This window comes from uncultured Lacinutrix sp. (assembly GCF_947500325.1).
Taxonomy (GTDB): domain Bacteria; phylum Bacteroidota; class Bacteroidia; order Flavobacteriales; family Flavobacteriaceae; genus Lacinutrix.
This window is the reverse complement of record NZ_CANMRQ010000013.1, coordinates 75,386-102,256: the sequence shown is the minus strand read 5'-3', so window position 1 is coordinate 102,256 and position 26,871 is coordinate 75,386. Positions and strand designations below refer to the sequence as shown.

The 26,871-nt window shown below is 31.5% G+C and carries 21 protein-coding genes and 1 tRNA gene; 16 read left to right on the top strand and 6 right to left on the bottom strand.

The window, feature by feature from the left end; all coding sequences use genetic code 11:
- Window positions 1-410 precede the first annotated feature (410 nt).
- Together Q0997_RS14675 and Q0997_RS14670 are read left to right on the top strand one after the other, a co-directional pair.
- Window positions 411-3,824: a hypothetical protein gene (locus tag Q0997_RS14675; RefSeq protein WP_299890116.1), complete on the top strand. Its 3,414-nt coding sequence runs from the start codon at window positions 411-413 to the stop codon at window positions 3,822-3,824.
- Between the two features lie 157 nt (window positions 3,825-3,981).
- Entirely contained in the window at window positions 3,982-6,411 is a 2,430-nt protein-coding gene (locus Q0997_RS14670) for a helix-turn-helix domain-containing protein (RefSeq protein WP_299890115.1), read from the top strand.
- Between the two features lie 39 nt (window positions 6,412-6,450).
- On the opposite strand, the gene Q0997_RS14665 is transcribed toward Q0997_RS14670, so the two are convergent.
- The 4 genes from Q0997_RS14665 to Q0997_RS14650 form a co-directional block, all read right to left on the bottom strand.
- Complete coding sequence (locus Q0997_RS14665; RefSeq protein ID WP_299890112.1) at window positions 6,451-7,230, bottom strand: T9SS type A sorting domain-containing protein; 780 nt, start codon at window positions 7,228-7,230, stop codon at window positions 6,451-6,453.
- 12 nt (window positions 7,231-7,242) lie between these two features.
- On the bottom strand, window positions 7,243-8,679 hold the full coding sequence (locus tag Q0997_RS14660; RefSeq protein WP_299890110.1) for a hypothetical protein: 1,437 nt from the start codon (window positions 8,677-8,679) through the stop codon (window positions 7,243-7,245).
- Window positions 8,680-8,689: 10 nt separating this feature from the next.
- Window positions 8,690-10,156, bottom strand: coding sequence for an SUMF1/EgtB/PvdO family nonheme iron enzyme (locus Q0997_RS14655; protein WP_299890109.1), 1,467 nt, complete (start codon window positions 10,154-10,156; stop codon window positions 8,690-8,692).
- 343 nt (window positions 10,157-10,499) lie between these two features.
- Window positions 10,500-11,642: an acyl-CoA dehydrogenase gene (locus Q0997_RS14650; RefSeq protein ID WP_299890107.1), complete on the bottom strand. Its 1,143-nt coding sequence runs from the start codon at window positions 11,640-11,642 to the stop codon at window positions 10,500-10,502.
- Between the two features lie 91 nt (window positions 11,643-11,733).
- Here Q0997_RS14650 and Q0997_RS14645 point away from each other — a divergent pair, with 91 nt between their 5' ends.
- The 11 genes from Q0997_RS14645 to Q0997_RS14595 all read left to right on the top strand — a co-directional run bounded on the left by Q0997_RS14645 (window position 11,734) and on the right by Q0997_RS14595 (window position 21,287).
- Window positions 11,734-12,798 carry an anhydro-N-acetylmuramic acid kinase gene (locus tag Q0997_RS14645; RefSeq protein WP_299890105.1) on the top strand — a complete coding sequence of 355 codons (1,065 nt, stop codon included), beginning with the start codon at window positions 11,734-11,736 and terminating at the stop codon, window positions 12,796-12,798.
- A gap of 149 nt (window positions 12,799-12,947) precedes the next feature.
- Window positions 12,948-14,174: a Glu/Leu/Phe/Val dehydrogenase dimerization domain-containing protein gene (locus tag Q0997_RS14640; RefSeq protein WP_299890104.1), complete on the top strand. Its 1,227-nt coding sequence runs from the start codon at window positions 12,948-12,950 to the stop codon at window positions 14,172-14,174.
- 3 nt (window positions 14,175-14,177) lie between these two features.
- The gene (nhaD, locus tag Q0997_RS14635; RefSeq protein ID WP_299890103.1) at window positions 14,178-15,569 is read left to right on the top strand and encodes a sodium:proton antiporter NhaD; all 1,392 of its coding nucleotides are present in this window, start codon (window positions 14,178-14,180) and stop codon (window positions 15,567-15,569) included.
- A gap of 51 nt (window positions 15,570-15,620) precedes the next feature.
- Entirely contained in the window at window positions 15,621-16,322 is a 702-nt protein-coding gene (locus Q0997_RS14630; RefSeq protein WP_299890102.1) for a MotA/TolQ/ExbB proton channel family protein, read from the top strand.
- A 10-nt stretch (window positions 16,323-16,332) separates the two neighbouring features.
- Window positions 16,333-16,725, top strand: a complete 393-nt coding sequence (locus Q0997_RS14625) for a biopolymer transporter ExbD (RefSeq protein WP_299890099.1) — start codon at window positions 16,333-16,335, stop codon at window positions 16,723-16,725.
- A 1-nt stretch (window position 16,726) separates the two neighbouring features.
- Complete coding sequence (locus tag Q0997_RS14620) at window positions 16,727-17,809, top strand: energy transducer TonB (RefSeq protein WP_299890101.1); 1,083 nt, start codon at window positions 16,727-16,729, stop codon at window positions 17,807-17,809.
- Window positions 17,810-17,885: 76 nt separating this feature from the next.
- Entirely contained in the window at window positions 17,886-18,587 is a 702-nt protein-coding gene (locus Q0997_RS14615) for a MotA/TolQ/ExbB proton channel family protein (RefSeq protein ID WP_299890100.1), read from the top strand.
- Between the two features lie 10 nt (window positions 18,588-18,597).
- On the top strand, window positions 18,598-18,990 hold the full coding sequence (locus Q0997_RS14610) for a biopolymer transporter ExbD (protein ID WP_299890099.1): 393 nt from the start codon (window positions 18,598-18,600) through the stop codon (window positions 18,988-18,990).
- A 35-nt stretch (window positions 18,991-19,025) separates the two neighbouring features.
- Window positions 19,026-19,928, top strand: a complete 903-nt coding sequence (locus tag Q0997_RS14605) for an energy transducer TonB (RefSeq protein ID WP_299890098.1) — start codon at window positions 19,026-19,028, stop codon at window positions 19,926-19,928.
- A 2-nt stretch (window positions 19,929-19,930) separates the two neighbouring features.
- The gene (locus Q0997_RS14600) at window positions 19,931-21,148 is read left to right on the top strand and encodes a folylpolyglutamate synthase/dihydrofolate synthase family protein (RefSeq protein ID WP_299890097.1); all 1,218 of its coding nucleotides are present in this window, start codon (window positions 19,931-19,933) and stop codon (window positions 21,146-21,148) included.
- Window positions 21,149-21,212: 64 nt separating this feature from the next.
- Window positions 21,213-21,287, top strand: a tRNA-Val gene (locus Q0997_RS14595).
- A gap of 124 nt (window positions 21,288-21,411) precedes the next feature.
- On the opposite strand, the gene Q0997_RS14590 is transcribed toward Q0997_RS14595, so the two are convergent.
- Both Q0997_RS14590 and Q0997_RS14585 read right to left on the bottom strand, forming a co-directional pair.
- Entirely contained in the window at window positions 21,412-21,900 is a 489-nt protein-coding gene (locus Q0997_RS14590) for an outer membrane beta-barrel protein (RefSeq protein ID WP_299890096.1), read from the bottom strand.
- Window positions 21,901-21,950: 50 nt separating this feature from the next.
- A complete protein-coding gene (locus tag Q0997_RS14585) occupies window positions 21,951-23,024 on the bottom strand; it encodes a hypothetical protein (RefSeq protein ID WP_299890095.1) in 1,074 nt (357 codons plus the stop codon).
- Between the two features lie 208 nt (window positions 23,025-23,232).
- Between Q0997_RS14585 and Q0997_RS14580 the strand changes: the two genes are divergently transcribed.
- The 3 genes from Q0997_RS14580 to Q0997_RS14570 all read left to right on the top strand — a co-directional run bounded on the left by Q0997_RS14580 (window position 23,233) and on the right by Q0997_RS14570 (window position 26,741).
- Window positions 23,233-25,446, top strand: coding sequence for a HAMP domain-containing sensor histidine kinase (locus Q0997_RS14580; protein WP_299890094.1), 2,214 nt, complete (start codon window positions 23,233-23,235; stop codon window positions 25,444-25,446).
- A gap of 3 nt (window positions 25,447-25,449) precedes the next feature.
- The gene (locus Q0997_RS14575; protein WP_299890093.1) at window positions 25,450-26,166 is read left to right on the top strand and encodes a LytTR family DNA-binding domain-containing protein; all 717 of its coding nucleotides are present in this window, start codon (window positions 25,450-25,452) and stop codon (window positions 26,164-26,166) included.
- Between the two features lie 143 nt (window positions 26,167-26,309).
- The gene (locus Q0997_RS14570; protein WP_299890092.1) at window positions 26,310-26,741 is read left to right on the top strand and encodes a hypothetical protein; all 432 of its coding nucleotides are present in this window, start codon (window positions 26,310-26,312) and stop codon (window positions 26,739-26,741) included.
- Window positions 26,742-26,871 lie beyond the last annotated feature (130 nt).

The window sequence follows — 26,871 nt, the reverse complement described above, 5'->3', positions numbered from 1 at the left end:
GTAGGTCGTCGCCTTTTTTAATCCTCAACATGTATTTGTTGAGGATTTTTTTTGTTTAATACTTTTATAATCATAATACGTATTGTTCAGATACGTATGTAAGTTTTTAAATAATGAAGTTGTTCTTATTCTCTTCAAATAATTAAGAAACAACTATGCCTACTATTTATGAATTGCTGTTAATAAGCTATTTATGTTTAGTGTTATTATTAACTAAATTTAAATGTATTATTAATTCAAATTTATTGGGTGGGAAAAACTACCCTGATATAATTAGTATGATGGAGTATTTGTCTTTAATTTTATACAAATATCATAATCTGTTATTTTTTCTAGAATAATTAAACGTAAAAAATTAAAGAAGGAATATTAAGATTAATAAACCCCAATCCTAACTAATTATCTAAGTCATGAAGAATTTATTAATGGTAGTTGTATTTGTTTTAACAGCAAATCTTAGTGCTGCACAAACGTTTAATTATCAAGCAGCCGTAAGGGATGCTGGAGGCGATTTAATTATAAATCAAAATATTGGTGTTCAAGTCAGAATATTAGCAGGTTCTACTACTGGTCAAGAGGTGTTTGCAGAACTATGGAATACTGATACAAATCTTAATGGTGTTTTTGATTTGACTATAGGAAACGGTCTAAATATTTCTGGAAATCTAGCATTACTAGATTGGGGAAATGTTAGTTATTTTCTTGAGATTGCTATTGATGAAACCGGAGGAACAACATATATAGTCATTGGAGCAACAGAATTATATGTGGTGCCAATTGCAATGACCTCTTTGCAATTTGAAGCACAAGTAGGAACTACCGATGTAATTCAATTGGCTCAAACAGTGAGTCAAAATACAGGAAGTATTGCTAACTTAAATGGTATCTTTGTTGATCAAACTGCCCGTATTTTAACTCTAGAAAATCAAAATTTGGACGCTAGATTAACACTAGTTGAGACAGAAATAGCACAAAATACTGCAGCCATAGCTTTAAATACGGCTAAAGAAACAAACGCAACACACACCGGTGATGTTACAGGAGCGACAGTTTTAACAATTGCAGAGAATGCCGTTACTACAACAAAAATAAACAATGGAGCAGTAACTGCAAATAAGTTAAATGCTGCTAACGGACATATTTTAATAGGAAATGGAACTACGGCAACAGAATACGTTATTACTGGAGCTGCTAGTATGTCGCCAGATGGTATATTGTACTTAGAACCAGAGGCAGTAACGTCTAACATAATTGCAGATGCTAGTATTGTAACTGCTGATCTTGATGTTGCCGAAATTTCTGGAGGAACAGATGATTTAACGTCTGATACAGAATTAACAGAAGCTTTGGCAGCTCAGGCCTTAAATATAACTGGCACACCTTCAACTATACCCATGTTTACTACAGCTTCAACAGTGGGGAATTCTCAACTATCAGATAATGGAAGTACGATATTTGTAGGGAATGGTCCAGGAACTGGAAATCTTAATGTTGCAGGTAACTTAAATTACACTGGAGATTTTGTGAGTACCGGTACCGGTAATTTATTTTTAAATAGTTGGGATGTTTATACAGATTCTAATGTTTTTAATTTAAGTGAATCTGGTGTAGCACCACGACTTAGTATAATACCTGGAGGAAATGTAGGTATTAGTGTACAAAACCCAACACAGGCTTTAGATGTTTTAGGCAATATAAATGCAAGTGGAGACTTGTACTTAAAAGGCCAAAAGATTATTTCGAATGATGGTTTCGGACGTTTAGAGTTTTTTGATGATGTTGGTAATGAGCATTTAGAACTTAACCAATATTTTACTCATTTTAGTGGAGCCAAAGTGTTAATAGATCAAGATCTAATTCTAACTCAAAAATTAGGATTGGGGAATGGAACGAATGATCCTTCTGCGACACTGGATGTATTAGGTACTGTGAAAATTGTTGATGGAACGCAAGGTATTGCTAAAGTGTTAACTTCTGATGCTTCTGGAAATGCTACATGGCAAGACCCAGCTGCAATCGCAGATGGTTCTATAACAGAAACTAAATTGGCATTTGATACAGCTACACAAACAGAATTAGATTTAAAAGCAAATAGTGCAAGTCCAATTTTTACAGGAGATAATGTAGTATTCCTAAATACAGGGAATTTTAATTTAAATAATAATTTGGGGCAAACATTTTTAAGCAGTAATCAAATTTTTAATGACGCTCAGGATAATTTTTTTAATGGGGTATCTGTAGAATTTAATAATCAAATAACAAATTTTAATAGCGGAGTATTAAACATATTAAATAGCCCACAAGTAGCTGGTCATGTTTTGACAGATGTTAATGGAGATGGTAATGCTACATGGCAGGCACCAGTAATGCAAACTATAGCAGATGGTTCTATTACTGAAGCAAAATTAGCTTTCGATACAGCAACACAAACAGAATTAAATTTAAAGGCAAATTTAACTGGCGCTAGTTTTACAGGAGATATAAATGCAGTAAATATAAATGCATCTAATAATCTTAATGCTACAGGGAGTGTTATTGTTTCAGGAGATGTTCTTGGAACAAATTTACAAGCAATAGGAGGAAATGTTTCAACTAATGAAATAGTTGAATCTACCGCTAACAATGGAGTTATAATAGATGGTGTAACTATAAAAGATAATAATATTGTTACTTCTACAATAACTATAGCTAATGGTGCAGGTGCTAATAAGGTACTAACTTCTGATGCTTCTGGTATTGCCACTTGGCAAGCACCATCGACATCAGGAGCAATTGCAGATGGATCTATAACAGAAGCCAAATTAGCCTTTGATACAGCTACACAAGCAGAATTAAATTTAAAAGCCGATAGCGCTAATCCTACTATTACAGGAATGTTAACCACCGATAATTTAACAGTGAATGGTACTACGAGCATTAATACTGGAAACGTTTCTTTTGCCTCAACAGTACCTTTAGTTGAATTTTCAAACGGACAAACTAATTTTGGTCAAGTAGCATCATTTAATGCTGTTGCAAATTTTAATACATTTCAAACCAATTTTAATACGGGAGATGTAAAGTTTGCTAATAGTTCTATGAATTCTGGTTATGTATTAACAGATGTTAATGGTGATGGTATTGCCACATGGCAAGCACCAACAGCTACAGCAGCAGTAGCTGATGGCTCTATTACAGAAACAAAACTCTCTGCCTCTGTTAATACTAGTTTAGATTTAGCAGATACTGCGGTACAACCAGCTGCATTAAATACAAAAGCAAATCTTGTTAGTCCAACATTTACAACACCAAATTTAGGGGTTGCAACTTCAACATCAATTAATGGTGTGGCATTAACGAATGGAGGTAATCCAACAGCATACTTAAATGCTGCAGGTACATATACTGTACCCGCAGGAGCATCTGCGCCAACAACTTATGTGGTTGGAACCAATTACCCAGAATTAGGTGGTATTGTAATTTGGGTCTCATCAAATGGACAACATGGTTTAGTAGCAGAAGCAACTGATATGTTAACCTCTGGTGTTACTTGGTATAATGCTCAAGACTTGACTAGTAATCCAAGTAACCATAGTGGTGCTGCTAATCAATTTGCAGATTGGCGTGTGCCAACAAGATCTCAGGCATATATAATGCATTCAGTAAATGCTACATCTTTGTATGGTAACTATTGGACTTCTACTGAGTTAAATACACCTCCATCACTGGAAGAAAAAGCGATACGTATGGAATTATACAATGTTGGTCCAACAAATCAAATTACGGAATCACCATTTCCTAAGTCTAACGCAGATGTCAATATGCGTTCAGTTAGAACTTTTTAATTAAGATTAATAATTATACTTACAGTATAATAATATAATCTATTGTAAATTAAACAAAGCCATGATATACTCATGGCTTTTTTTATTTTTCTTAAAAACGCATCATAAATAATTTCCAATTTCATTATCTTCAAACACTATAATTGGAAGATGTTTAATGGATACAAATAAGGAATTAGATTTAGCTTGGAATTTTGTTAGTAACACAGATAGAAACGTGTTTTTAACTGGTAAAGCAGGTACAGGAAAAACCACGTTTTTACATAAGTTAAAGATGAATTCTTTAAAACGTATGGTAGTAGTGGCTCCAACTGGAGTAGCTGCTATTAATGCTAAAGGTGTTACAATACATTCGTTTTTTCAAATGCCTTTTGGACCTATTTTGCCTAATGAAGATACTTCTGGATTTAATAGGAAATTTAATAAAACTAAGATCAATATTATTAAGTCACTAGATTTATTAGTAATCGATGAAATTAGTATGGTTCGTGCCGATCTATTAGACGGTATTGATAAAACTTTACGACGTTTTAGAAATAGAGATAAAGTTTTTGGAGGAGTTCAACTATTAATGATTGGTGATTTGCAACAACTATCACCTGTTGTTAAAGAAAATGAATGGCATTTATTAAAACCGTTTTATAAAAATGCTTTCTTTTTTAGTAGTTTGGCTTACCAGCAATGTAATGCTATAACTGTTGAATTAAAACATATTTATAGACAGGATAATCCTGTATTTATTAATATTCTTAATGAAATTAGAACAAACACATTAACAGAAGCTTCTGCTAATGAATTAAACAAGAGGTTTCAACCTGATTTTATTCCTGAAGAAGATGAAGGCTATATTTCTTTAACAACACATAATAATAGAGCCGAAAAAACTAATAATGAAGAATTAGAAAAATTAAAAGGCAAATCTGTTAGATACAAAGCAAATATAGATGGCAAATTTCCAGAGTTTTCTTTTCCTAACAAAGAAGAACTAATATTAAAAGTTGGAGCTCAAGTCATGTTTATTAAAAATGATAGTTCTGTAGAGAAACGTTATTTTAATGGAAAAATAGGTAAAGTCATTTTATTAGATAAAGATGAAGTTGTTATTAAATGTCCAGATGATGATTATAATATAATTACTACTCCAGAGGTTTGGGAAAATATAAATTATACGGTTGATAAAGAAACCAATGCTATTACAGAAAATAAAATAGGATCCTATACTCAAATGCCTTTACGATTAGCGTGGTCAATTACAATTCATAAAAGTCAAGGTTTAACTTTTGAAAAAGCAATTATAGATGCACAAGGTGCTTTTGCACATGGACAAACATACGTAGCTTTAAGTCGATGTAAAAGTTTAGAAGGTTTAGTTTTAAAAAGTAAAATAAGTTCTAGCCAAATTATTAGTGATAGTAATGTGATTTCTTTTAATAAAATGGCTGAGGAAAATCAACCGAACGAAATAATTTTACAGCAATCAAAGTCTGAATTCCAATTAAATTTAATTTCAGAGCTATTCGATTTTTATAAGCTTTTATATCCAATTCGTCGTATTTTAGATATTTATTACAAGAATAGAGCTAGTATTGAAGGCAATTTAGAAACACCATTATTAACTATTAAAGATTGTGTTACTAGTTTATTGAAGATAGGAAATGGGTTTAAAGCTCAAGTAAAAACTCTACTTTTAGACGAAGAAACTCCAGAATCAAGTAAAACTATTCAAGAACGTTTTATAAAAGCAATTCAATATTTTAGTAATGAAACTAAAAAAAATATAATTGATACATTTAAAACGTTTGGATTTACTACCGATAATAAAGCTATTGAGAAAGATATTAATAAAGCTCTTGATCTTTTTGACGAGTTATTAGGAGCTAAAAAACTATACTTTGAAGGATTAGCTAAAGGTTTTAATACTAACGAGTTTTTAGAATTAAGAGCAAAATCTGTTTTCTTAGCAAAAGACAAACCTAAGAAGCCCAGAAAGGCAGTAATAGATGGTACTACTAATGTTGAATTATTTGAACTATTACGAACATTAAGAAATGATATAGCAAATGATAAAGATTTAATTCATTATCAAGTATTCACCCAGAAAGCATTATATGAAATGTGTGAAACCTTGCCAACAAATAAAAAAGAGCTTTTAAAAGTTAATGGATTTGGTAAAGTACGAGTTGAAAAATATGGAATTGCTATTTTAAAAGTAATACGAGAGTATTGTGATGAAAATAATATTGAAACCTCTATAGATGTTGATATATTTGAAGAGCTTAAACCAAAAAGACAAAAAGGGGATACAAAAAAGATATCTTTAAAATTATTTAAAGAGGGAAAAGCTATAGAACAAATAGCTTTTGAACGGGATTTAAATGTAAATACAATTACTGGGCATCTAGCAAGTTTTTTGTCTTCAGGTGAAGTGAAAATCACCGATTTAATTTCTAAAAAACATTATGAGGAATTAAAAATAATTATCCCAAAACATAAATTTGAAAACCTCTCAGATTTAAAACACCAAATAGATGATAAGTATACTTATGGGGAATTACGTTTGGTTTTAAATGATTTATCTAATAAATAAAAAAGGCTTCAGAAAAACTGAAGCCTTTTTTATTTAAAATTAATCTACAATAAGTCTTTTTATTATTTTAGACTTATCTACAATTATTGAGATTAAATACAAACCTGAAGAGATATTACTAACGTCAATTGTATTTTCTTCAGATAAATCAAGAAATACTTGTTTCCCTAATACATCATATATTTCAATTTTGAAATTAGTTATAGTATTAGGAACTAGAATTTGCACAATATCTTTTGCGGGGTTCGGAAATATTGAATAGCCAGTTATTTCATTTTCAACTGTTCCTAAAGTTGCAAAATTATATGATGTTGTTCCTGTTTGTCCCATATAGTTGTCTGTAGCCGAATCCATAAGATCTCCAGATAATGTTCCTATAAAGAAAGCATTAAAAATATTTGGTGCTGCCATTGCTAATGCAGAAGTATTATCTAATAAACTTATAGAGCCAGTAGTAGGAGATCCGTTAACATCAAATGTAGTTAAAACAATAGGAGTGCCAGCTGTATGAGCGGGCAATACTATATCTTGTACTAAGTTAAATGCTATAGCATCTTCTCCTGGGTTAAATGCATCTATACTTGTAAAAACTGGTACTGAATAACCTCCCGTTACATTAGATATAGTAATGTTATCTGGTATTGTTATCGTAAAGTTTTGATCATTTATGTATGGATGCGGTGCTGTTGAGTTGAAATCAGGCACAGCAGCTACCGAATAATTATATCCACTATTTTGAATAAGTGTTAACTCGTATGTTTGTGCCTGAATTGCTAATGCAAAGACTAAAGCGAGTAATGTTATTAATTTTGTTTTCATTTCTTTTCTTTTTTAATTAGCGCCTTCCGGCAATTGTTGCGTAAAAAGATATGTTGAAGTTGGAGGTCCTCCAAATATTGTATTAGATGGATTGTTAAATATATTACTTCTTATATGTAATATATCACTAGAAGCTCCAGAATAGACTGTAACACCATCCATATCCACATCAGTATTATTATAGCCCTCAGATGGATAACTTGCCACTGGAGGTCCTCCAAATACTGAATTATTAGGGTCATTAAAAACTTGACTTCTTACAGATGGTACATCTGATAATGATCCAGAGTAATTTATACGTCCATCTCCATTTGCATCACCTGCCCATAAAGCATTATTACCAGAAGGTAGTAATACTTGAGCATCTGTTCCAAATGTTGCCGTAATAGGATTTGAAAAATCTATATTAGTTGTTACTACAGATAAAGGAATAGATTTTAAAGTCATAATACCTAAATGATTTCTATGTTTTATAACTACATAATATGAATCTGTAAAGCCTTCTAACGTAATAGTAGATAAACCATCTAACCCAACAACATCTCCGTCACGTTGTAATAATGCAGATCTATCATCTACAATACTAGTATTATCTGTATTGCTTCTAATCTCTATCCACACCCAATCTACTATATCATCTGATGCTAATCCAGTTCCAGATGTTCCTCCGGTATTTAATACAGAAGCATTAATAGTACTCATATCAGGATAAGGACTCATTGTTGGTATAATACCATCTGTTCTTAATATATCGTTCATTAATCCTGGATTCGTTGGATTTATAATAGGTCCTTGTAATATGGCTTTTATAGCTAATCGTAAATCTACTATTTGATTAGGATCTAAGAATACATTTTCTTGTCTTACAGAGAATCCGTCACCATTACTTCCTTGATATAGAACCACTAATGAGATGTTTTCCAGCGTTGTTGCACTTAATATTCTATTTGAAAATCCGTCACCATTACTTCCTTCGTATAGAACTGTAAGTGATGTGTTTTCAAGAGTTGTAGCAGATAGCATTCTGTTAGAAAATCCATCGCCATTACTACCATCATATAATACTGCTAGATTAGTATTTTCAAGTGTAGTAGCAGATAGTGTTCTGTTAGAGAATCCATCTCCATTACTTCCTTCATACAATATTGCTAATTGTTCATTATTAAGTGTAGTAGCCGATAGTATTCTGTTAGCGAACCCATCACCATTACTTCCGTCGTATAATATTGCAAGTGAGATGTTTTCAAGTGTAGTAGCCGATAGTATTCTGTTAGAGAACCCATCACCATTACTACCATCATATAGTATTTCAAGAGAAAGATTTGTAAGTGTTATGGATGATACAGCTGTGTTATCGTATCCATCACCATTAGATCCTTCAAATTGAGCAGCAACTTGCATACTATAGAGAAGAGAAACAAATAATAAGAAAATAATTCTTTTTTTCATCTCCTTCATCTTATGGTGCAGTTCTTACAGCTCTAAAGCCTAGTCTATTATTTCCACTTGCAATTACAGATGCTCCATCAAACCTATCAGAAACTCTAATAAAATCAGAACCATTTAACCAGCTTCCTCCTCTATAACTATATCCATCTCCAGTTGTATTGTTTGGCCAGTTAATAGCTGTTCCATTTCCTGTAGAACTAATAATTCCATTGCCATGAATTCCTGTAAAGTTTCTTCCTTGAGCAGTTCCTACTGTCACACATCTTTCATATAAGTTTCCAGAAAGTTCCATAATACCGTAGTAGCTTCCACCTGTTTCTTCTCGATTATTGTTTACAGCACTCGCAGCGAAAATTCCATTACGTAATGGCCCGTCAATGGCTCCGTTGGTGATAGAATAAATTGCATTTCCAGTGTTTGTTTCTGGGTTTGTAACACGTTCACTTGAAAAGCCAGAGTTTACTAAAGTATAATCGTTTGATGCTATATTAGCACTTCCCCATGCAAATTCTCCAGATTTTGGTAATATAGGTCCTCTACACGCTTTTTCATATTCTAATTCTGTCATAGGTCGCATTCCTGTCCAGTCCATATATGCATTCATGTCTCCTGGATCTAAATATGCAACAGCTCTATCTGGAGCAGTTGTAGTTGCACTTGCTGTACCTCCGGTCCATGAAATTGTATTTCTACTTACTACTGCATCACTATTTTTGTGTGTAGCATCTGTGATGTCTCTGTTCGTTTTTTGTGTTTCTGTTAAACTATTAAAAAAACCTAACCATTGTGACTCTGTAACTTCATATTTCATACTGTAAAAAGCGCCAAATCCTTTAGGGTAAGAAGCAGATAAGCTACCAGTTTGGTCACCTCCGTTTGAATTATCACCAGTATAGTATAAATTTCCTGATGTGTTAGCTATGGTTAATACGTTTTCTGAAGTTACTCGGTATGAAGACGAAGTAGAAAAACCACCAGAATGAAATTTGTTTGTTTCATCACCAGTAGTACCACCTACATAAAAAGAACCTTCTGGCACATATACCATTTCTATGGCAAATACTTGAATGTCTATGATGTCATTAGTGTCTGTAGAACCAAAGTTCCAACGTAATTGTGTGTTTTGAAAATTTACGTTTCCACTTCCGTTTGAGTCTCTATAAATAAAAGCTCCCATACCGTCAGAGGTAACATCTAATGTACTTCCTGATGCAGCAACAGAATTAGCTTGACTTACAATACCATGAGTCCAGTTTCCATTGTTTACTCTGTATTTTATAAATACCCAAGCAGCGTCCCAATTAGAAGGTCCAGAGCTTATTCTCCATGAGTTTTCCCAAAAAAGGTCAAATTCTACGTGTACCCAGTTTGAGACTTCATTTAGATTTTCAAGTGATATATTATTCACTTGGATGTTGTTAGCTCTAGTTGTTAAAGCGAAACAAAACAGCATTAAGATTAGTGTAAATTTTTTCATGAGTTTTAATGTATTGATTAATAATAGTTTGTTTTATTAATGATGTACTAACAAGAAAGGTTAACAAGAATGAAAAGTTTATTTCCTAATAGTACTTTTTAAATGAGTTTAAAAAAATACAATAGGATAGAACAAACTAGTTAGGTACTTTTTGAGTAGTAATGAATCATTAGTTTTAATTTTGATAAATAGCTGATTCAAATCTAAGTAAATACTCTTTTTGATGATTGTGAATTTGTATGGATGGAATGGAATTTTGTGTATTTGGTTTTAATTTTAATTTTTTTGCAAAAAAAAAGCGTAGCCAAATAGCTACGCTTAATAAATAAATATTAGTTTAATATTATCCTCTTATTACGCCTCTAGAAATTACTATTTTTTGTATTTCAGAAGTACCTTCATAAATTTGAGTGATTTTTGCATCACGCATTAATCGTTCTACATGGTATTCTTTTACAAAGCCATTACCACCGTGAATTTGCACAGCCTCAACAGTTTGTTCCATTGCAACTTTTGAAGCATATAGTTTTGCCATTGCACTAGACATGTCGTAGTTGTTACCTTGATCTTTATCCCAAGCAGCCTTCATAACTAAATGTCTTGCAGCTGTGATTTCTGTATACATGTCTGCTAATTTAAAAGCAATAGCTTGGTGATTACATATTTCTGTTCCAAAGGCTTTTCGTTCTTTAGAGTATTTTAATGCAAGTTCGTATGCACCTTGAGCAATTCCTAATGCTTGCGAAGCAATACCTATACGCCCTCCAGATAATGTTTTCATTGCAAATTTAAAACCAAAACCATCTTCGCCTATTCTATTTTCTTTAGGAACTTTTACATCATTAAATTGTAATGTATGTGTATCACTACCTCTAATTCCTAATTTATCTTCTTTAGGCCCAACATCAAATCCTGGAGTTCCTTTTTCTACAATAAAAGCATTAATACCTTTGTGGCCTTTATCTTTATCTGTTTGAGCAATTACTAAGTAAACATCTGCTCGTCCACCACTAGTAATCCAGTTTTTAGTACCATTAATTACATAATGATCGCCTTTATCTATAGCTGTCGTTCTTTGAGAAGTAGCATCACTACCAGCTTCAGGTTCACTTAAACAAAAGGCTCCAACAAACTCACCAGTTGCAAGTTTGGTTAAGTATTTTTGTTTTTGTTCTTCATTTCCATAAGCTTCAAGACCATAGCATACTAAAGAATTATTTACAGATACAATTACAGAAGCAGAGGCATCAATTTTAGATAATTCTTCCATAATTAAAACATAAGATGTCGCATCCATTCCGCTTCCTCCATATTTTGGATCTACCATTATGCCCATAAATCCTAAATCACCCATTTTTCTAACTAATTCCTGAGGGAATTGTTGTTTTTCATCACGTTCTATAACGCCAGGAAGTAATTCGGTTTGTGCAAAATCGCGAGCCGCATCGCGTATCATTAAATGTTCTTCGGTTAAACTGAAATCCATGTCTTAGTATATTGTTAATTTGATAAAATAAGAGTGCAAAGATAACTTTTAATTGTCTTTTTTTCAATAGATATTCCTATTTTTACTTTATATGGTAAAAAAGGAATATAATGTTATTGGAGTAATGTCTGGCACTTCATTAGATGGAATTGATTTAGCACTAGTTACTTTTAATTTTAATGATAAATGGTCCTTTAAAATAAATATAGCTGAAACCATTTCTTATACTGATGAATGGCTAAGACAATTAAAAAACTTAGTAGCATATTCAAAAGAAGAATTAAGAAATCTTGATTTTGAATATACTAATTACCTAGCAGATTTAATTGCTCAATTCATTTCAAAAAATAATGTCAAAAATATTGATGCTGTATGTTCCCATGGGCATACAGCTTTACATAAACCCGAGGACGCATTAACATACCAAATTGGAAATTTAAGTATTCTTGCAGAGAAATTGAATTTAAATGTTGTTTGTGATTTTAGAGTTCAAGATGTTGAGTTTGGAGGTCAAGGTGCACCTTTGGTACCTATAGGAGATGAATTGTTATTTGAAAATTATGATTATTGTTTAAATTTAGGAGGGTTTGCAAATATTTCAACTCAAATAAATAAAAAAAGGATAGCTTTTGATATTTGTCCAGTAAATATTGTGCTTAATAAATATATTTCGAAACTAGGTTTAGAGTACGATGATAAAGGGAGTTTAGCTTCCCAAGGAGAAATAAATAGTGATTTATTGAATGTGTTAAATGATATTCAGTTTTATAAAGAAGGTTATCCAAAATCGTTAGGTTTAGAATGGGTTAATAAAGCGGTTTTCCCTTTAATTGATTCTTATGACCTTAGCACAAAAGATATATTGAGAACTTTTGTTGAACATAGTGCCATACAAATTGCCACTATAATAAATCAAAAGTCGCATGCTTCAGTTTTAGCTACTGGAGGTGGCGTTTTTAATAGTTTTTTAATTTCTAGAATAAAAGATTTAACTAATAATGAAATAAAAATACCTTCTAAAGACATTATAGAATATAAAGAAGCATTAATTTTTGGTTTTTTAGGAGTTTTAAAATTACGAAATGAGAACAATTGTTTGGCTAGCGTCACAGGAGCAAAAAAAGATCATTCTTCAGGTGTCGTTTTTCAATTTTAAAATTTTAATAATTTTAACTTTATCGTTTTTAGTTTTTTATATTTGTTAAATTAAAATTTAACTATCAAGAAATGAATCAACTTTAGCTACACTTCTTTCAAACACCACAGACCTAATTATTAAAGTTTAAAAGATTCAAAACTAACTAAATGAAAGAGTTACTAAAAAAATACGAAAATAAAGAACCCGAAATAGTCTTTAACTGGAAAGATTCTGAAACAGATGCTGAAGGCTGGACAGTTATAAACTCGCTTAGAGGTGGAGCTGCAGGAGGCGGAACAAGAATGCGAAAAGGCCTTGACATGAATGAGGTTTTATCACTTGCAAAAACAATGGAAGTTAAGTTTACCGTTTCTGGCCCAGCAATAGGAGGCGCGAAATCAGGTATAAATTTTGACCCTAAAGATCCAAGAAAAAAAGGAGTTTTAGAACGTTGGTATAAAGCTGTTTCTCCATTATTAAAAAGTTATTATGGTACTGGAGGAGACTTAAATGTTGATGAAATCCACGAGGTTATTCCTATTACAGAAAGCTCTGGCGTATGGCATCCACAAGAGGGCGTTTTTAATGGGCATTTTAAACCAACAGAAGCAGATAAAATAAATAGAATTGGTCAATTAAGACAAGGCGTAATAAAAGTAATAGAAAACCCAGGTTATTCGCCAGATGTAACAAGGAAATATACTGTTGCAGATATGATTACTGGTTATGGAGTTGCAGAAGCAGTAAAACATTATTATGAAATTTATGGAGGAAGTGTTGTTGGAAAACGAGCTGTAGTTCAAGGGTTTGGAAATGTAGGTTCTGCGGCTGCTTTTTATTTAGCACAAATGGGCGCTAAAGTTGTTGGTATTATTGATATATCTGGTGGTGTTATTAATGAAAATGGATTTTCTTTTGAAGAAATCACTAATTTCTTTTTAACTAAAAATGGAAACACTTTAGCTACAGATAATATGGTTCCATTTGCTGAAATGAATGAGCGTATATGGTCTTTGCAAACAGAAATTTTTGCACCATGTGCAGCTTCTAGATTGATTACTCAAGATCAAATAAGTCAAATGATAAATACAGGATTAGAAGTTATTTCTTGTGGTGCTAACGTACCTTTTGCCGATAAAGAAATTTTCTTTGGAAGTATTATGGAACATACAGATGAAAAAGTAAGTTTGATTCCAGATTTTATTTCTAATTGTGGAATGGCAAGAGTTTTTGCATATTTTATGGAACGTAAAGTGCAAATGACTGATGAAGCAATTTTTAATGATACATCTAATATTATAAAACAAGCAATTCAAAACGTTTACAATAGAAACTCTAGTAAGAGTGAGATAAGTAAAACGGCTTTTGAAATTGCATTAAAACAACTAGTATAACATATGGAAACAGTAATTATTCTTGTCTTTGTCTTTGGTTATTTAGCCATTACATTAGAGCATAGTATAAAAATAGATAAGTTGATTCCTGCTTTAGTCATGATGGCTATAAGCTGGGCATTAATATCTTTAGGTATAGATTCATTTCCTTCTTGGTTTGACTCTGCTAAGCATGCTTTAGTTGAAAATTTTCCAGCATTAGGCCATGAAGATAAAATGCATTTAATGGAAGAAACATTATTGCATCATTTAGGTAAGACCGCAGAGATATTAGTGTTTTTATTAGGAGCAATGACCATTGTTGAAATTATAGATTATTTTGATGGTTTTTCAACAATAAAGAGTTTTATCAAAACTAAAAAGAAATCAAAAATACTATGGATTTTTTGTGGTTTAGCTTTTGTACTTTCTGCGATAATAGATAACCTAACTGCTACTATAGTTCTAATTTCTATTCTTCAAAAAATCGTTAAAGATAGAAGCGTACGTATTTGGTATGCAGGTTTAATAATTATTGCAGCTAATGCAGGTGGAGCATTTTCACCTATAGGAGATGTAACAACTACTATGTTATGGATTGGAAATAAGGTTTCTACAGGGTACTTGTTTGGTTATTTATTTTTACCATCGTTGGTTTGTATGATTGTACCAGCTTTTATAGCATCATTTTTACCAGCCTTTAAAGGAAATCTAGAAGTTGAAGCTGAAGACGATAAACCAAAAAGTAGGTTTAGTGGGACAATGCTGTATTTAGGTTTAGGAGCAATAATATTTGTTCCAATTTTTAAAGTTATTACACATTTACCACCTTACGTAGGTATGATGCTTTCTCTTGGAGTTGTGGCTATATTTGCAGAAATCTATAGCTCTTCAAAATTTAGTTTAACAGAAATAGATGATGAAACTAGTGAAGCACATGCGCACCATAGTCCTGTACATCATTCATTATCAAAAATAGAATTACCAAGTATTTTATTCTTTTTAGGAATCTTAATGGCTGTAGCTGCTTTAGAATCTTTAGGAACACTATTTGGTTTTGCATCAACTTTAAAAGAATCAGTACCTTTAATGGGAACTGAAATGGCTGGCACAGAAGTGTCTGATTTGGTTGTTTTATTACTTGGTGTAGGATCTGCAGTAATTGATAATGTACCATTGGTAGCAGCAAGTTTAGGTATGTTTACGGAAAGTATGGATGACCAATTATGGCATTTTATAGCTTACTCAGCAGGTACTGGTGGAAGTATGTTAATTATTGGATCTGCAGCAGGTGTTGTGGCTATGGGAATGGAGAAAATAGATTTTTTCTGGTACCTTAAAAAGATATCATGGTTAGCATTAGCAGGTTTCTTAGCAGGTGCAGTAGCATTTTTATTTACTAGAACATTATTTTAACATACGCTAAATAAAATATTAGCGTTATATTAAACCAACAAAAACCATAATATGTTAAGTACATTAATACAAGACACAGCTCAAGATGCAGATGCATTATTAGAAGGCGAATCAGTAGAGAAGACACTCTCAATAGTAGAACTTATAACAACAGGCGGCACAGCAGGTATTATAATTATAGCCCTATTATTCGTTTTATTTATAGTAGCCTTATATATTTATTTTGAGCGCATATTAGCAGTAAAAGATGCCTCAAAGGTAGATTCTAATTTCATGAATCAAATTAGAGATTATGTTAGTGATGGTAAAATAGATTCAGCACAAAACTTATGTTCACAATCTAATACGCCAGTATCTAGATTAATAAGCAAAGGTATTTCAAGAATAGGCAAACCATTAGAAGATATAAATACAGCAATAGAAAACGCAGGCCGATTAGAAGTTTATAGACTAGAGAAAAACGTAAGTGTTTTAGCAACAATATCAGGTGCGGCACCCATGATAGGCTTTCTTGGAACAGTAATTGGTATGATATTATCAATATTTGAGATTGCAAATTCGGGAGGATCAATAGATATAAAAACATTAGCCGATGGATTATATACAGCCATGACAACAACAGTAGGAGGCTTAATAGTTGGTATTGTAGCCTATATAGCCTATAATCATTTAGTAGTAAAAACAGACAAGGTTGTGTATCAAATGGAAGCTAATTCGTTAGATTTCTTAGATCTTTTAAATGAACCAATTTAATATTTGATATATGAATCTACGCGGAAGAAATAAAGTAACACCAGAATTCAATATGTCATCTATGACCGATATTGTATTCTTATTGCTTATCTTTTTTATGATTGCGTCTACATTGGTTTCAGCCGAAGCAATAGATTTATTATTGCCAAAATCGTCAAGTAAGACGACACAGACAAAAAACGTAAATGTAAGTGTAAACAAGAAGAATGAGTATTTTGTAGATATGAAACAGGTTTCTAAGGATAGATTAGAAGCAGAAGTGTTAGCAAAAGTAGGAGCATCTGGAACAGAGAGTATAACAATACGATCAGATGAGAGTGTGGAGATGAAGAATGTAGTTTATATAATGGATATAGCAAATAGAAATAAGATTAAGTCAACATTGGCAGTAAAGTCACAATAAGATGAAGTATTTAGAAACAAAACACGAGCGTAATTCAGCAAAAATTACAACTTTAATAGTCATTATTTTAGTATTACTCTGTTTTGTTGTCGGTCAAGATTATAAAGAAGAACCAGAAGAATATGGAGTAGCTATTAACTTTGGTAATGCTAGTGCTGTTAATGATAGTGTAGAACCAGATAGTTTTGAGGAATTTGAAGAAACAGAGTCTGAATCGGAAGAAATAGAATCAGAAGATAATGTAGAAGAAGATAATGTAGAAGAAGAGATTGAGGCAGCTACTGAAGAACTGGAAGCCGCAGAAGCAGCGGCTGAGGAAGCTGCTGCAGAAGAAGCCGCAGCAGAACAAGAAGCTGCAGAGGCTGCCGCCGCTGAAGCTGCTGCCGCAGAAGAAGCTGCCGCTGCAGAAAAAATATTAGCGCAACAGGCAGAAGAAGCGCTTAAAATTAAAAATGAAAAAGAAGCTAAAGAAGCAAAAGAGAGATTAGAAAAATTAGAAAAAGAAGCAAAAGAAAAAGCTGAAAAAGCTGCTGCAGCTAAAAAAGCAGCCGAAGCAAAGGCAAAAGCAGATAGAGAAGCAAAGGAAGCAAAAGCTAGAGCTGTAGCCGAAGCAAAAAAAGCAGAAGCAGATAGAATAGCTAAAGCCAAGGCTGCAAAAGCTAAAGCTGATGCCGCAGCAAAAAAAGCAGCTGCAGCAGCGGCCGCAAAAAAGAAAAGTCAAGGATCTGGAGAAGTCTCTTTTGCTTTAATTGAAAATGTGCCAATTTATCCAGGTTGTGAAGGAGGCGATAATAATGCCAAGAAAAAATGTATGAATGAAAAAATTAAGAAATTTCTTGGCGAGAATTTTAATAAAAGCTTAGCATCAGATTTAGGACTTTCTGGAATACAAAAAATGGGAGTTTCTTTTAAAATAAACCAAACAGGAAATGTCGTTGGTATTAGAGTTAAAGCGCCAGACCCAAAATTAGCAGAGGAAGCTAAACGAGTTGCTAATCTATTGCCTAAAATGAAACCAGGAATGCAACAAGGTAAGCCCGTTACAGTTCGTTATTTCTTGCCTCTTAATGTTAAAGCAGATTAACTTTTTACTTAAAAAGACACTTTTTAAAACATTTATACTAATATTAACGTTATATAACCCCAACAAAAACCATAATATGTTAAGTACATTAATACAAGACACAGCTCAAGATGCAGATGCATTAATAGAAGGCGAATCAGTAGAGAAGACACTCTCAATAGTAGAACTTATAACAACAGGCGGTACAGCAGGTATTATAATTATTGCCCTATTATTCGTTTTATTTATAGTAGCCTTATATATTTATTTTGAGCGCATATTAGCAGTTAAAGATGCCTCAAAGGTAGATTCTAATTTCATGAATCAAATTAGAGATTATGTTAGTGACGGTAAAATAGATTCAGCACAAAACTTATGTTCACAATCTAATACGCCAGTATCTAGATTAATAAGCAAAGGTATTTCAAGAATAGGCAAACCATTAGAAGATATAAATACAGCAATAGAAAACGCAGGACGATTAGAGGTTTATAGACTAGAGAAAAACGTAAGTGTTTTAGCGACAATATCTGGTGCGGCACCCATGATAGGCTTTCTTGGAACAGTAATTGGTATGATATTATCAATATTTGAGATTGCAAATTCGGGAGGATCAATAGATATAAAAACATTAGCCGATGGATTATATACAGCCATGACAACTACAGTAGGAGGCTTAATAGTTGGTATTGTAGCCTATATAGCCTATAATCATTTAGTAGTAAGAACAGATAAGGTTGTGTATCAAATGGAAGCTAATTCGTTAGATTTCTTAGATCTTTTAAATGAACCAATTTAATATTTGATATATGAATCTACGCGGAAGAAATAAAGTAACACCAGAATTCAATATGTCATCTATGACCGATATTGTATTCTTATTGCTTATCTTTTTTATGATTGCGTCTACATTGGTTTCAGCCGAAGCAATAGATTTACTATTGCCAAAATCGTCAAGTAAGACGACACAGACAAAAAACGTAAATGTAAGTGTAAACAAGAAGAATGAGTATTTTGTAGATATGAAACAGGTTTCTAAGGATAGATTAGAAGCAGAAGTGTTAGCAAAAGTAGGAGCATCTGGAACAGAGAGTATAACAATACGATCAGATGAGAGTGTGGAGATGAAGAATGTAGTTTATATAATGGATATAGCAAATAGAAATAAGATTAAGTCAACATTGGCAGTGAAGTCACAATAAGATTAAGTCAACATTGGCAGTGAAGTCACAATAAGATGAAATATTTAGAAACAAAACACGAGCGTAATTCAGCAAAAATCACAACTTTAATAGTTTTGATTTTAGTATTACTGTGTTTTGTAGTTGGACAAACGTATCAAGATCCACCAGAAGAGTATGGAGTAGCTGTTAATTTTGGTAATTCTGCAGTAGGCAGTGGTAATGTTCAGCCAGATAAGCCAGTAAAATCAAAAGATTTAAATATAAATAAGCAACTGCAAGAAGCTAATTCTGAACCTACTGAAGCTAAAGAAAGTGAAGAAGTATCAGAGCAAGCTGCTACATCTGAAGCTGTAAAAGAAGATGTTTTAACTCAAGAATCTGAAGAAGCGATTGCAATAAAAAAAGCTAAAGAAGCAAAAAAAGCTAAAGAAAGAGCAGAGGCAGAAGCTAAAGCCAAGGCAGATAGAATAGCAAAAGCTAAAGCAGATGCCGAAGCAAAAAAGAAAGCAGAAGAAGCTAAGAAAAAAGCAGAGCTAGATGCTATGATGGGCGGTATGAATAATACAGATGGTGAAGCTTCTGGAAGTGAAGGAAACGATACTCAAAATGGAGATAAAGGACAGCTAAATGGTAATCCATATGCACCAAGTTATTTTGGAGATTCAGGAACAGGAAATGGAGGTGTTGGCTCTGGATTAAATGGACGCGGGCGCGGACGCTTTAAAGAAATAAAACAAAAATGTAACGAGTCTGGTTTAGTTGTAGTTAGAATTGAAGTAGATAGAAGTGGTAAAGTAGTGAAAGCAGAACCAGGAGTAAAAGGGACTGAAAATACAGCATCTTGCCTTTTAGAACCAGCAAAACAGATAGCATTGTCTGGAAAATGGCCGGCAGATTCTAAAGCACCAACTAGACAAATAGGTTTTGTAAGTATAGACTTTAAATTAGGTCAATAGAAATGACATATAATGATACCGTAAATTGGATGTTTTCTCAACTTCCTATGTATCAAAAACAAGGAAAAAGCGCATATAAGGTAGATTTATCTAATACTATTTTATTAGCCAATCATCTAGGTAATCCAGAAACTAAATTTAAATCTGTTCATGTAGGGGGAACTAATGGTAAAGGTTCCACAAGTCATATGCTATCTTCAATACTTCAAGAAGCAGGATACAATGTTGGTCTCTATACGTCTCCGCATTTAAAAGATTTTAGAGAACGTATAAAAATTAATGGAAAAGAGATTAGTAAACAATATGTTATTAATTTTATAAAGAGGAATAAATTTTTTTTTGAAGAAAATAACCTTTCTTTCTTTGAAATGACTGTTGGTATGGCATTCGAATATTTTGCCAAGAAAAGAGTTGATATCGCAATTATAGAAGTTGGTTTAGGAGGTAGACTAGACTCAACTAATATTATAACACCAGAAGTTTCAGTTATTACTAATATAGGAATTGATCATACCCAATTCTTGGGTAATACTTTAGTTGCTATTGCAAAAGAAAAAGGAGGTATTATTAAAGATAGTATTCCAATAATAATAGGAGAAACCCAAGAAGAAACTCAAGCTGTTTTTAAAAAAATTGCTGGTGAAAAACAATCTAAGTTAGTTTTTGCAGATCAAGTAGAAAAAGAGATGTATAAGAGTGACTTATTAGGGAGTTACCAATCTAAAAACATTAAAACAGTTATTCAAACTATTAAAGAATTAAGGCTTCAAGAGTATAATATCTCAAATAATGATTTAAAAAAAGGGTTAATAAATGTTGTGAAAAACACTAAACTTTTAGGGCGTTGGCAAATAATTCAAGACAATCCTAAAGTAATAGCAGATACAGCTCATAATAAAGAGGGTTTAATTTATACGATTAAACAACTTTTAAAAGAAGAGTATTATCGTTTGCATATTGTATTTGGAGTAGTAAATGACAAGGATTTAGATTCAATAATAGATATATTACCTAAAAAATGTACATATTATTTTTGCAAACCAAATATTCCAAGAGGTAAGAAAGCTAAAGACCTTAAAGATTATTTTATAGATAAAGGCTTCAAAGGAGAAGCTTATGATTCTGTAAATGAAGCGTATAAAACAGCTTTAGATTTAGCAGATAAAAAAGATGTGATATATATTGGAGGTAGTACTTTTGTTGTCTCAGAAATTATTTGAAAATTTTTTCAAAAAACCTTTTGTGAATTCAAAATCTCATGTATATTTGCACACCTAATAATTAGGGCGCGTAGCTCAGTTGGTTCAGAGCACTTGGTTTACACCCAAGGGGTCAGGGGTTCGAATCCCTTCGCGCCCACATAAAAATCCTCACTTAATAAGTGAGGATTTTTTTATTGAGAAATATTTAAAATATAAGTTATAGATAAAACCCCAATGTGAAATAGCATTGGGGTTTTTAGTTATAATATTTAGTTAATCAATTAAAAATTATAACCAATTCCTATATGTAATGTGTTTATGTCATAATTATCTATAGTTCTAGATACTTGTAACCCGTATCTAGCTTGAGCATATAATTTATCAGAAATTAAATAACCTAATCCAGCAGATACATCAATACCAAAAGCACCTTTATCTATATCTTCTAACAAGTAATTTATTTGTGGACCAGCTTGTATATTAAACTTATCTGTAATATTATATTTAACCATTACTGGGACATACAATGAGTTTAAATCTTTTACTAGACTAAAAAGTAATGAAGGTTGTAAAGCTATTTTATCACTCAAATCAAATTGATAGCCGGCACCAGCATAAAAACCGATTTCAGATTCTGATGCGCTTGCCCCCATAACTTCTACAGATGTATTTACTAAAGAAAGTCCTGCTTGAGCCGAAAAGCCTTCTTGAGCCTTTGATGATATTGTAATGCTAAAAGCTATTATTAATGTTAAAAATAATTTTTTCATAATGTTACTTGTTTTTAATATTTGGATTTATAATTAATTGTTTTAAAAATTTATTGTTTGTCGCCATCAAAATCGATGGCCATAATTTCTCCGTCAATACTCAAGTCTTTAAAAGTCATGTCTATTTCAATAGCAGCTGAATATTGCCCTTCTATAACGACTGAAGTATATTCTTCAAAATTGTTTATTCTCCCAAATTGTACACCATGAATAGATGGAAGGTTGTTGCTAAAATCTAATCTGTAAGTTTTACAACCAGTTTCTACTATTTTGCAGATGCCTTTTTTAGTATCGGTTCTATAGCCATTTAATTTGCCTTTGTAAAAACCTATAGCATGTTTTGGTAATTGTGAAATTTCATGTGAACCGCATTCATAATAATGTTGAGATGTATTTTCATGTGAACAATTAGATATAGAACAATTTGTCCAACCATAACAAATCTCTACTTGTACATTAGGTTGGTGATGTCCAATATTAATACTACCATTAATGCTTACTCCAGTACTGTTAGTACTAATGTTAACATTGCCATTATTTATATTAACACTATCATTAGTTGCTCTTATACCTTGGGTTTCATTGTGTAATTCAACTGTGTTATTGTTTCTAATGGTTTGGTTGCCATTTTGTACAAAAACACTATTACTATCTGTTGCTATAGATTGCTCTCCATTGCTAGAAATTATAGAGGTGTTATTTTGGCTATTATGACTAATATCTATTGCTCCGCTAAAGCTTAAAATATTTGAATAGCCGGAAGTTGAGTTAATTACTAAGTCTCCATCTTCATCAACTATAACAGCAAATGTTTTTCCTTTATATATAAAAGAAGAAGTATAGGTGTCATCATCTTTTGAAAATTTTATATTTCTAATAGATTGAATACCATTACTAAAAGTAAAGATATAGCTTGAGTTTCTGCTCCGTTTTATGGTACAACTACCATTGTTTTTCATGGTGTTATTTGTCATTAAACTACCGTTATAGGTACCAATTAAAAAAGAAGGTAACTGGGAGTTTACTTGTACTAGACTTATGTTAAATGCTTTTGTTGTTAAGGCACTTAATAAAATAACAGTAGTAATTATTAGCTTTGTTTGATTTAATGTAACTGTTTTCATAATATTTTGGATTTAATTAATAGTAATACATTTAATTACTTACTGTAAAAGTATTTTGAAAACTGAGATGATAATTTTGTTTGAGGTTGTTTGGTATAATTACGTGGTTTAATGTTATTTTTTACGGGATTAATGATTTTTAAACTAATAAATGATTAACTAAACCAAATACGAATTTTGTATTTTAGTTGTTAGTAAATATGTTATTTTGAAAAGAACACTAGTATTAATTCTACTTTTTTTTGTAAGTGTAGCTTATACACAAGATTTAATATATCAAGACTGGAAGAAAGGTCTAAGTGATATAACAACAAATGACTCTATAATTAATTATAGTAAATCATATATTAATAAAGTGTCAAACTCTCAAAAAGTAGAGATTTACAAGCACATAGCTAAAACTTTTTATACTTCCAGTAGAGATTCCTCTCTATTTTATTACAATAAGGCCATAGAAATTGGTGAGTCTATTAAAAACAAAGAAATTCTTATTGCAGTATATATTTCTCAAGCAGGTTTTTATATGGATATTGAGGATATTGAAAAAGCAGAAGTATCTATAGAAAAAGCAAAATTTTACTATGAAAAATATAATGACAGTAAATATAGTGTCGACTATTATGGGCAATTAAGTAGATTAAAAGGTCTTAAAGGTGAAACTGAAGAATCTTATCGTTTTATGAACAAATCTATAGATTTAGCTCATAAAATTAATGATACAATAACTTTGCCCAATTTGTATCATAATTTAGGGATACAATATTATAATGACAGTAAATTCGAAAAAGCAACATCATCTTTTATAAAAGCTTTAGAATTAAAAGAAAGACAAGGCGTTTTAGATGTAGATGTTACTTATTATATGCTAGGGTATATTTATTCTGAAAATAATAATAAACTTTTGGCTAAAAAATATTTAAAGAAAAGTATAGAAAGCTCAAAAAAATCTGAAAATCAATTCATATTACTTTTTAGTCATGCTATGATTTCTAAAAGCTATACTAAAGAGAAGTTATATGATAAGACTATTAAGCATTTGGATTCGGCAAAGCGCATAGCTCAAAATCTTAAAATGTCTGAACGCGAAGCTCAAATAGATTTAGAAATAGGTCATTTTTACCTTAATCAATATAAAGACTATGAAACAGCTAAAAATTATTATGATGGTGCATATCTTATAGCCAAGAATAGTAATATCCCGCATATAAAGCGAAATGCTGCACGTGCTTTGTTTAATCTTAACTTAATTAAAAAAAAATATAAAAAAGCATATAAATATTTAAATGTATTAGAAGTTGTTGTAAATAACGAATATGCACCTACAATAGATGATAAAAGCGAGGTGTTTTTGGCGAAAGGAAAATATTATAAAGCAACAGAAGATTATGAGCAATCATTAAATAATTATTTGTCATACTATGCTTTAAGAGATTCAATTAGTTCTGTAGAATCCAACACTAAAATAGCAGAATTAGAAAAAAAATATGATACCCAAGGTAAAGAATTAAAAATAATTGCACTTGATAAAGAAAGAAGAGAGCAAGAGCTTTTAACACAAAGAGCTAAATCAAGACAGAATATGTTTTTATTATTGGCAGGATTGTTAGCTTCTGGTTTAGTCTTTGGTTTTTGGATTAACAGTAAGTTAAAAAAACAAAAACGAGAATTGTCAAATGCAAATAATAGTTTAAATAAAGTAAATGGAATTAAAAACAGGCTTTTTTCAATCATAGCTCATGATCTAAGAGGTATGTTAATTCCTTTTCAACGTGCAGGAAAAGTGCTAAGTCATCATGTAAATAAAAAGAATTACGATCGAGTTAAAGTATTGTCTAACGAGTTGCAAAACAATTCTAATAACTTATCTAATATGTTAGATAATTTATTAAACTGGTCTTTAGTACAAATGAATGGTTATGTTTTTAAAGTAGAAGAGTTGTCTTTAAAGAAAGAGTTTGAAAACTTGATCTCAAACTTCAGACAGCACTCTAAAGATAAGGAGACTAATCTTGAATTAATTTACACTAAAGACCATAGTATTCTTTTTGATAAAGGAGCGTTTCATATTATTTTTAGAAATCTCATAGGAAATGCTTTAAAATATACTGAAAACGGAACGATAAAAATTGAATTTGAAAAAGAGTTTAATATTTTAAAATGTTCAGTAAGTGATACAGGAGTAGGAATGAGTGAAAATCAACAGGCTCAATTATTTCAATTTGAAGGAAATAATTCGGCAATAGGAACGCAAGGAGAAAAGGGCACAGGAATTGGCTTGAATTTAGTACATAGATTTGTAACTATGCAAAAGGGGAAAATTTCAGTATCATCTAAATTACAAATAGGAACCCGTTTTGATTTAAGTTTTCCTATTTTAGAAACATCAAAAGATATTGTAGATAGTAATTCCATTTCAGCTTAAAAAATGACAGTATACGTAGTAGAAGATGAAGTCTTTCAATTAGAAGATATTTTAATTACATTAGAAACATTAGAGTATGACGTTATAGGTACTAGTGATGACCCTTTTGAAGCTCAAGAACAAATAGGAGAATTACAACCAGAAGTAGTTTTAATGGATATTCATTTAAACGGTAAACAAGCAGGAGTCGCTTTAGCAAAGCGTTTAGTGGAGTCTCATAATATTCCTATTATTTTTACATCTTCAGAAAAAGGAAAAGATGTTATTATAGAAGCTGCAGAAGTTTCTCCAATTGCATATTTAACGAAACCAATAAATGAAAAAGATTTAAGAGCAGCACTTTTAATAGCTGAAAGTAAAACTTCTAATGTTCAAGATTTTGAAGTTACCTCGAGTGTTGATGAATTGTTTATTAAAAACGGAAATAAACTAATTAAAGTTCTAATATCTTCTATACTCTTTGCGCATACAGATACTAAAAACTACTGCACTATTGTAACAGATGAAGGAAAAAAATATTCAGTTAGGAATTCTATTTTAGGATTACATAAATTACTTAATTCCGAAATGTTTATTCAAACACATCGTTCTTATATTATTAATTGGAAGAAAGTAGATTCGTTATACGAATCTGATCAAACTATAGATATAAAAGGTTATACGGTACCTGTTGGGAGAACTTTTAAGGCTCAATTGTATAAAAAAATAAACATTGTATAAATCTTAAAAAACGTTTAGCAACAACATATAGTAATTCGTCCGCTTTAATATGGCATTAAGCCACATCTTCTAAAATTCAATTTGAATACCCTTTAGTTTTGAATAAAAATTAATCCAAAGTATTAACTTAAAAATTCAAAACAATGAAAACTTTAAAAACACAATTTTCAACAGTAGTAAAAACAGTATTAATATTAACCTTATTATTATCTTTTTCATGTAGTAAAGATGACGATAATTCCGAACCGCAAGGCGTTACTTATGTAACATTGCCAGCATCTGTTATTAATACATATACAGGAACATTAGCATACCAAACACCATCTGCAACAGTTCCAATAGAAAATACAAACGGAACAGCAACAATAGTAGCTACAGGAGATAAAGTTTATAAAATTACATTTAGTGATGGCGTACCCGAGTTAACTGGTTTTAGATTCATTTCCTCAAATGGCAATTTTACATCTGCTACTACTGGTAATAGTTCAGAAGGTGTTTCTATAAATGGAGGGACAGAACTATCAGTAGGAATTACTGCAAATGGAAGTAATTGGAGTTTTTCTGGAGATAATTAAAAATAGATTTAGTCTTATATTAACCTTTGTATTCAAGCTTCAGTAGTAATACTGAAGCTTTTTTTCGAGTTTAATGGATTTTCTCGTATTAAATAATCACAACCAAAAAGTGATAAACACGCAAAGGAAT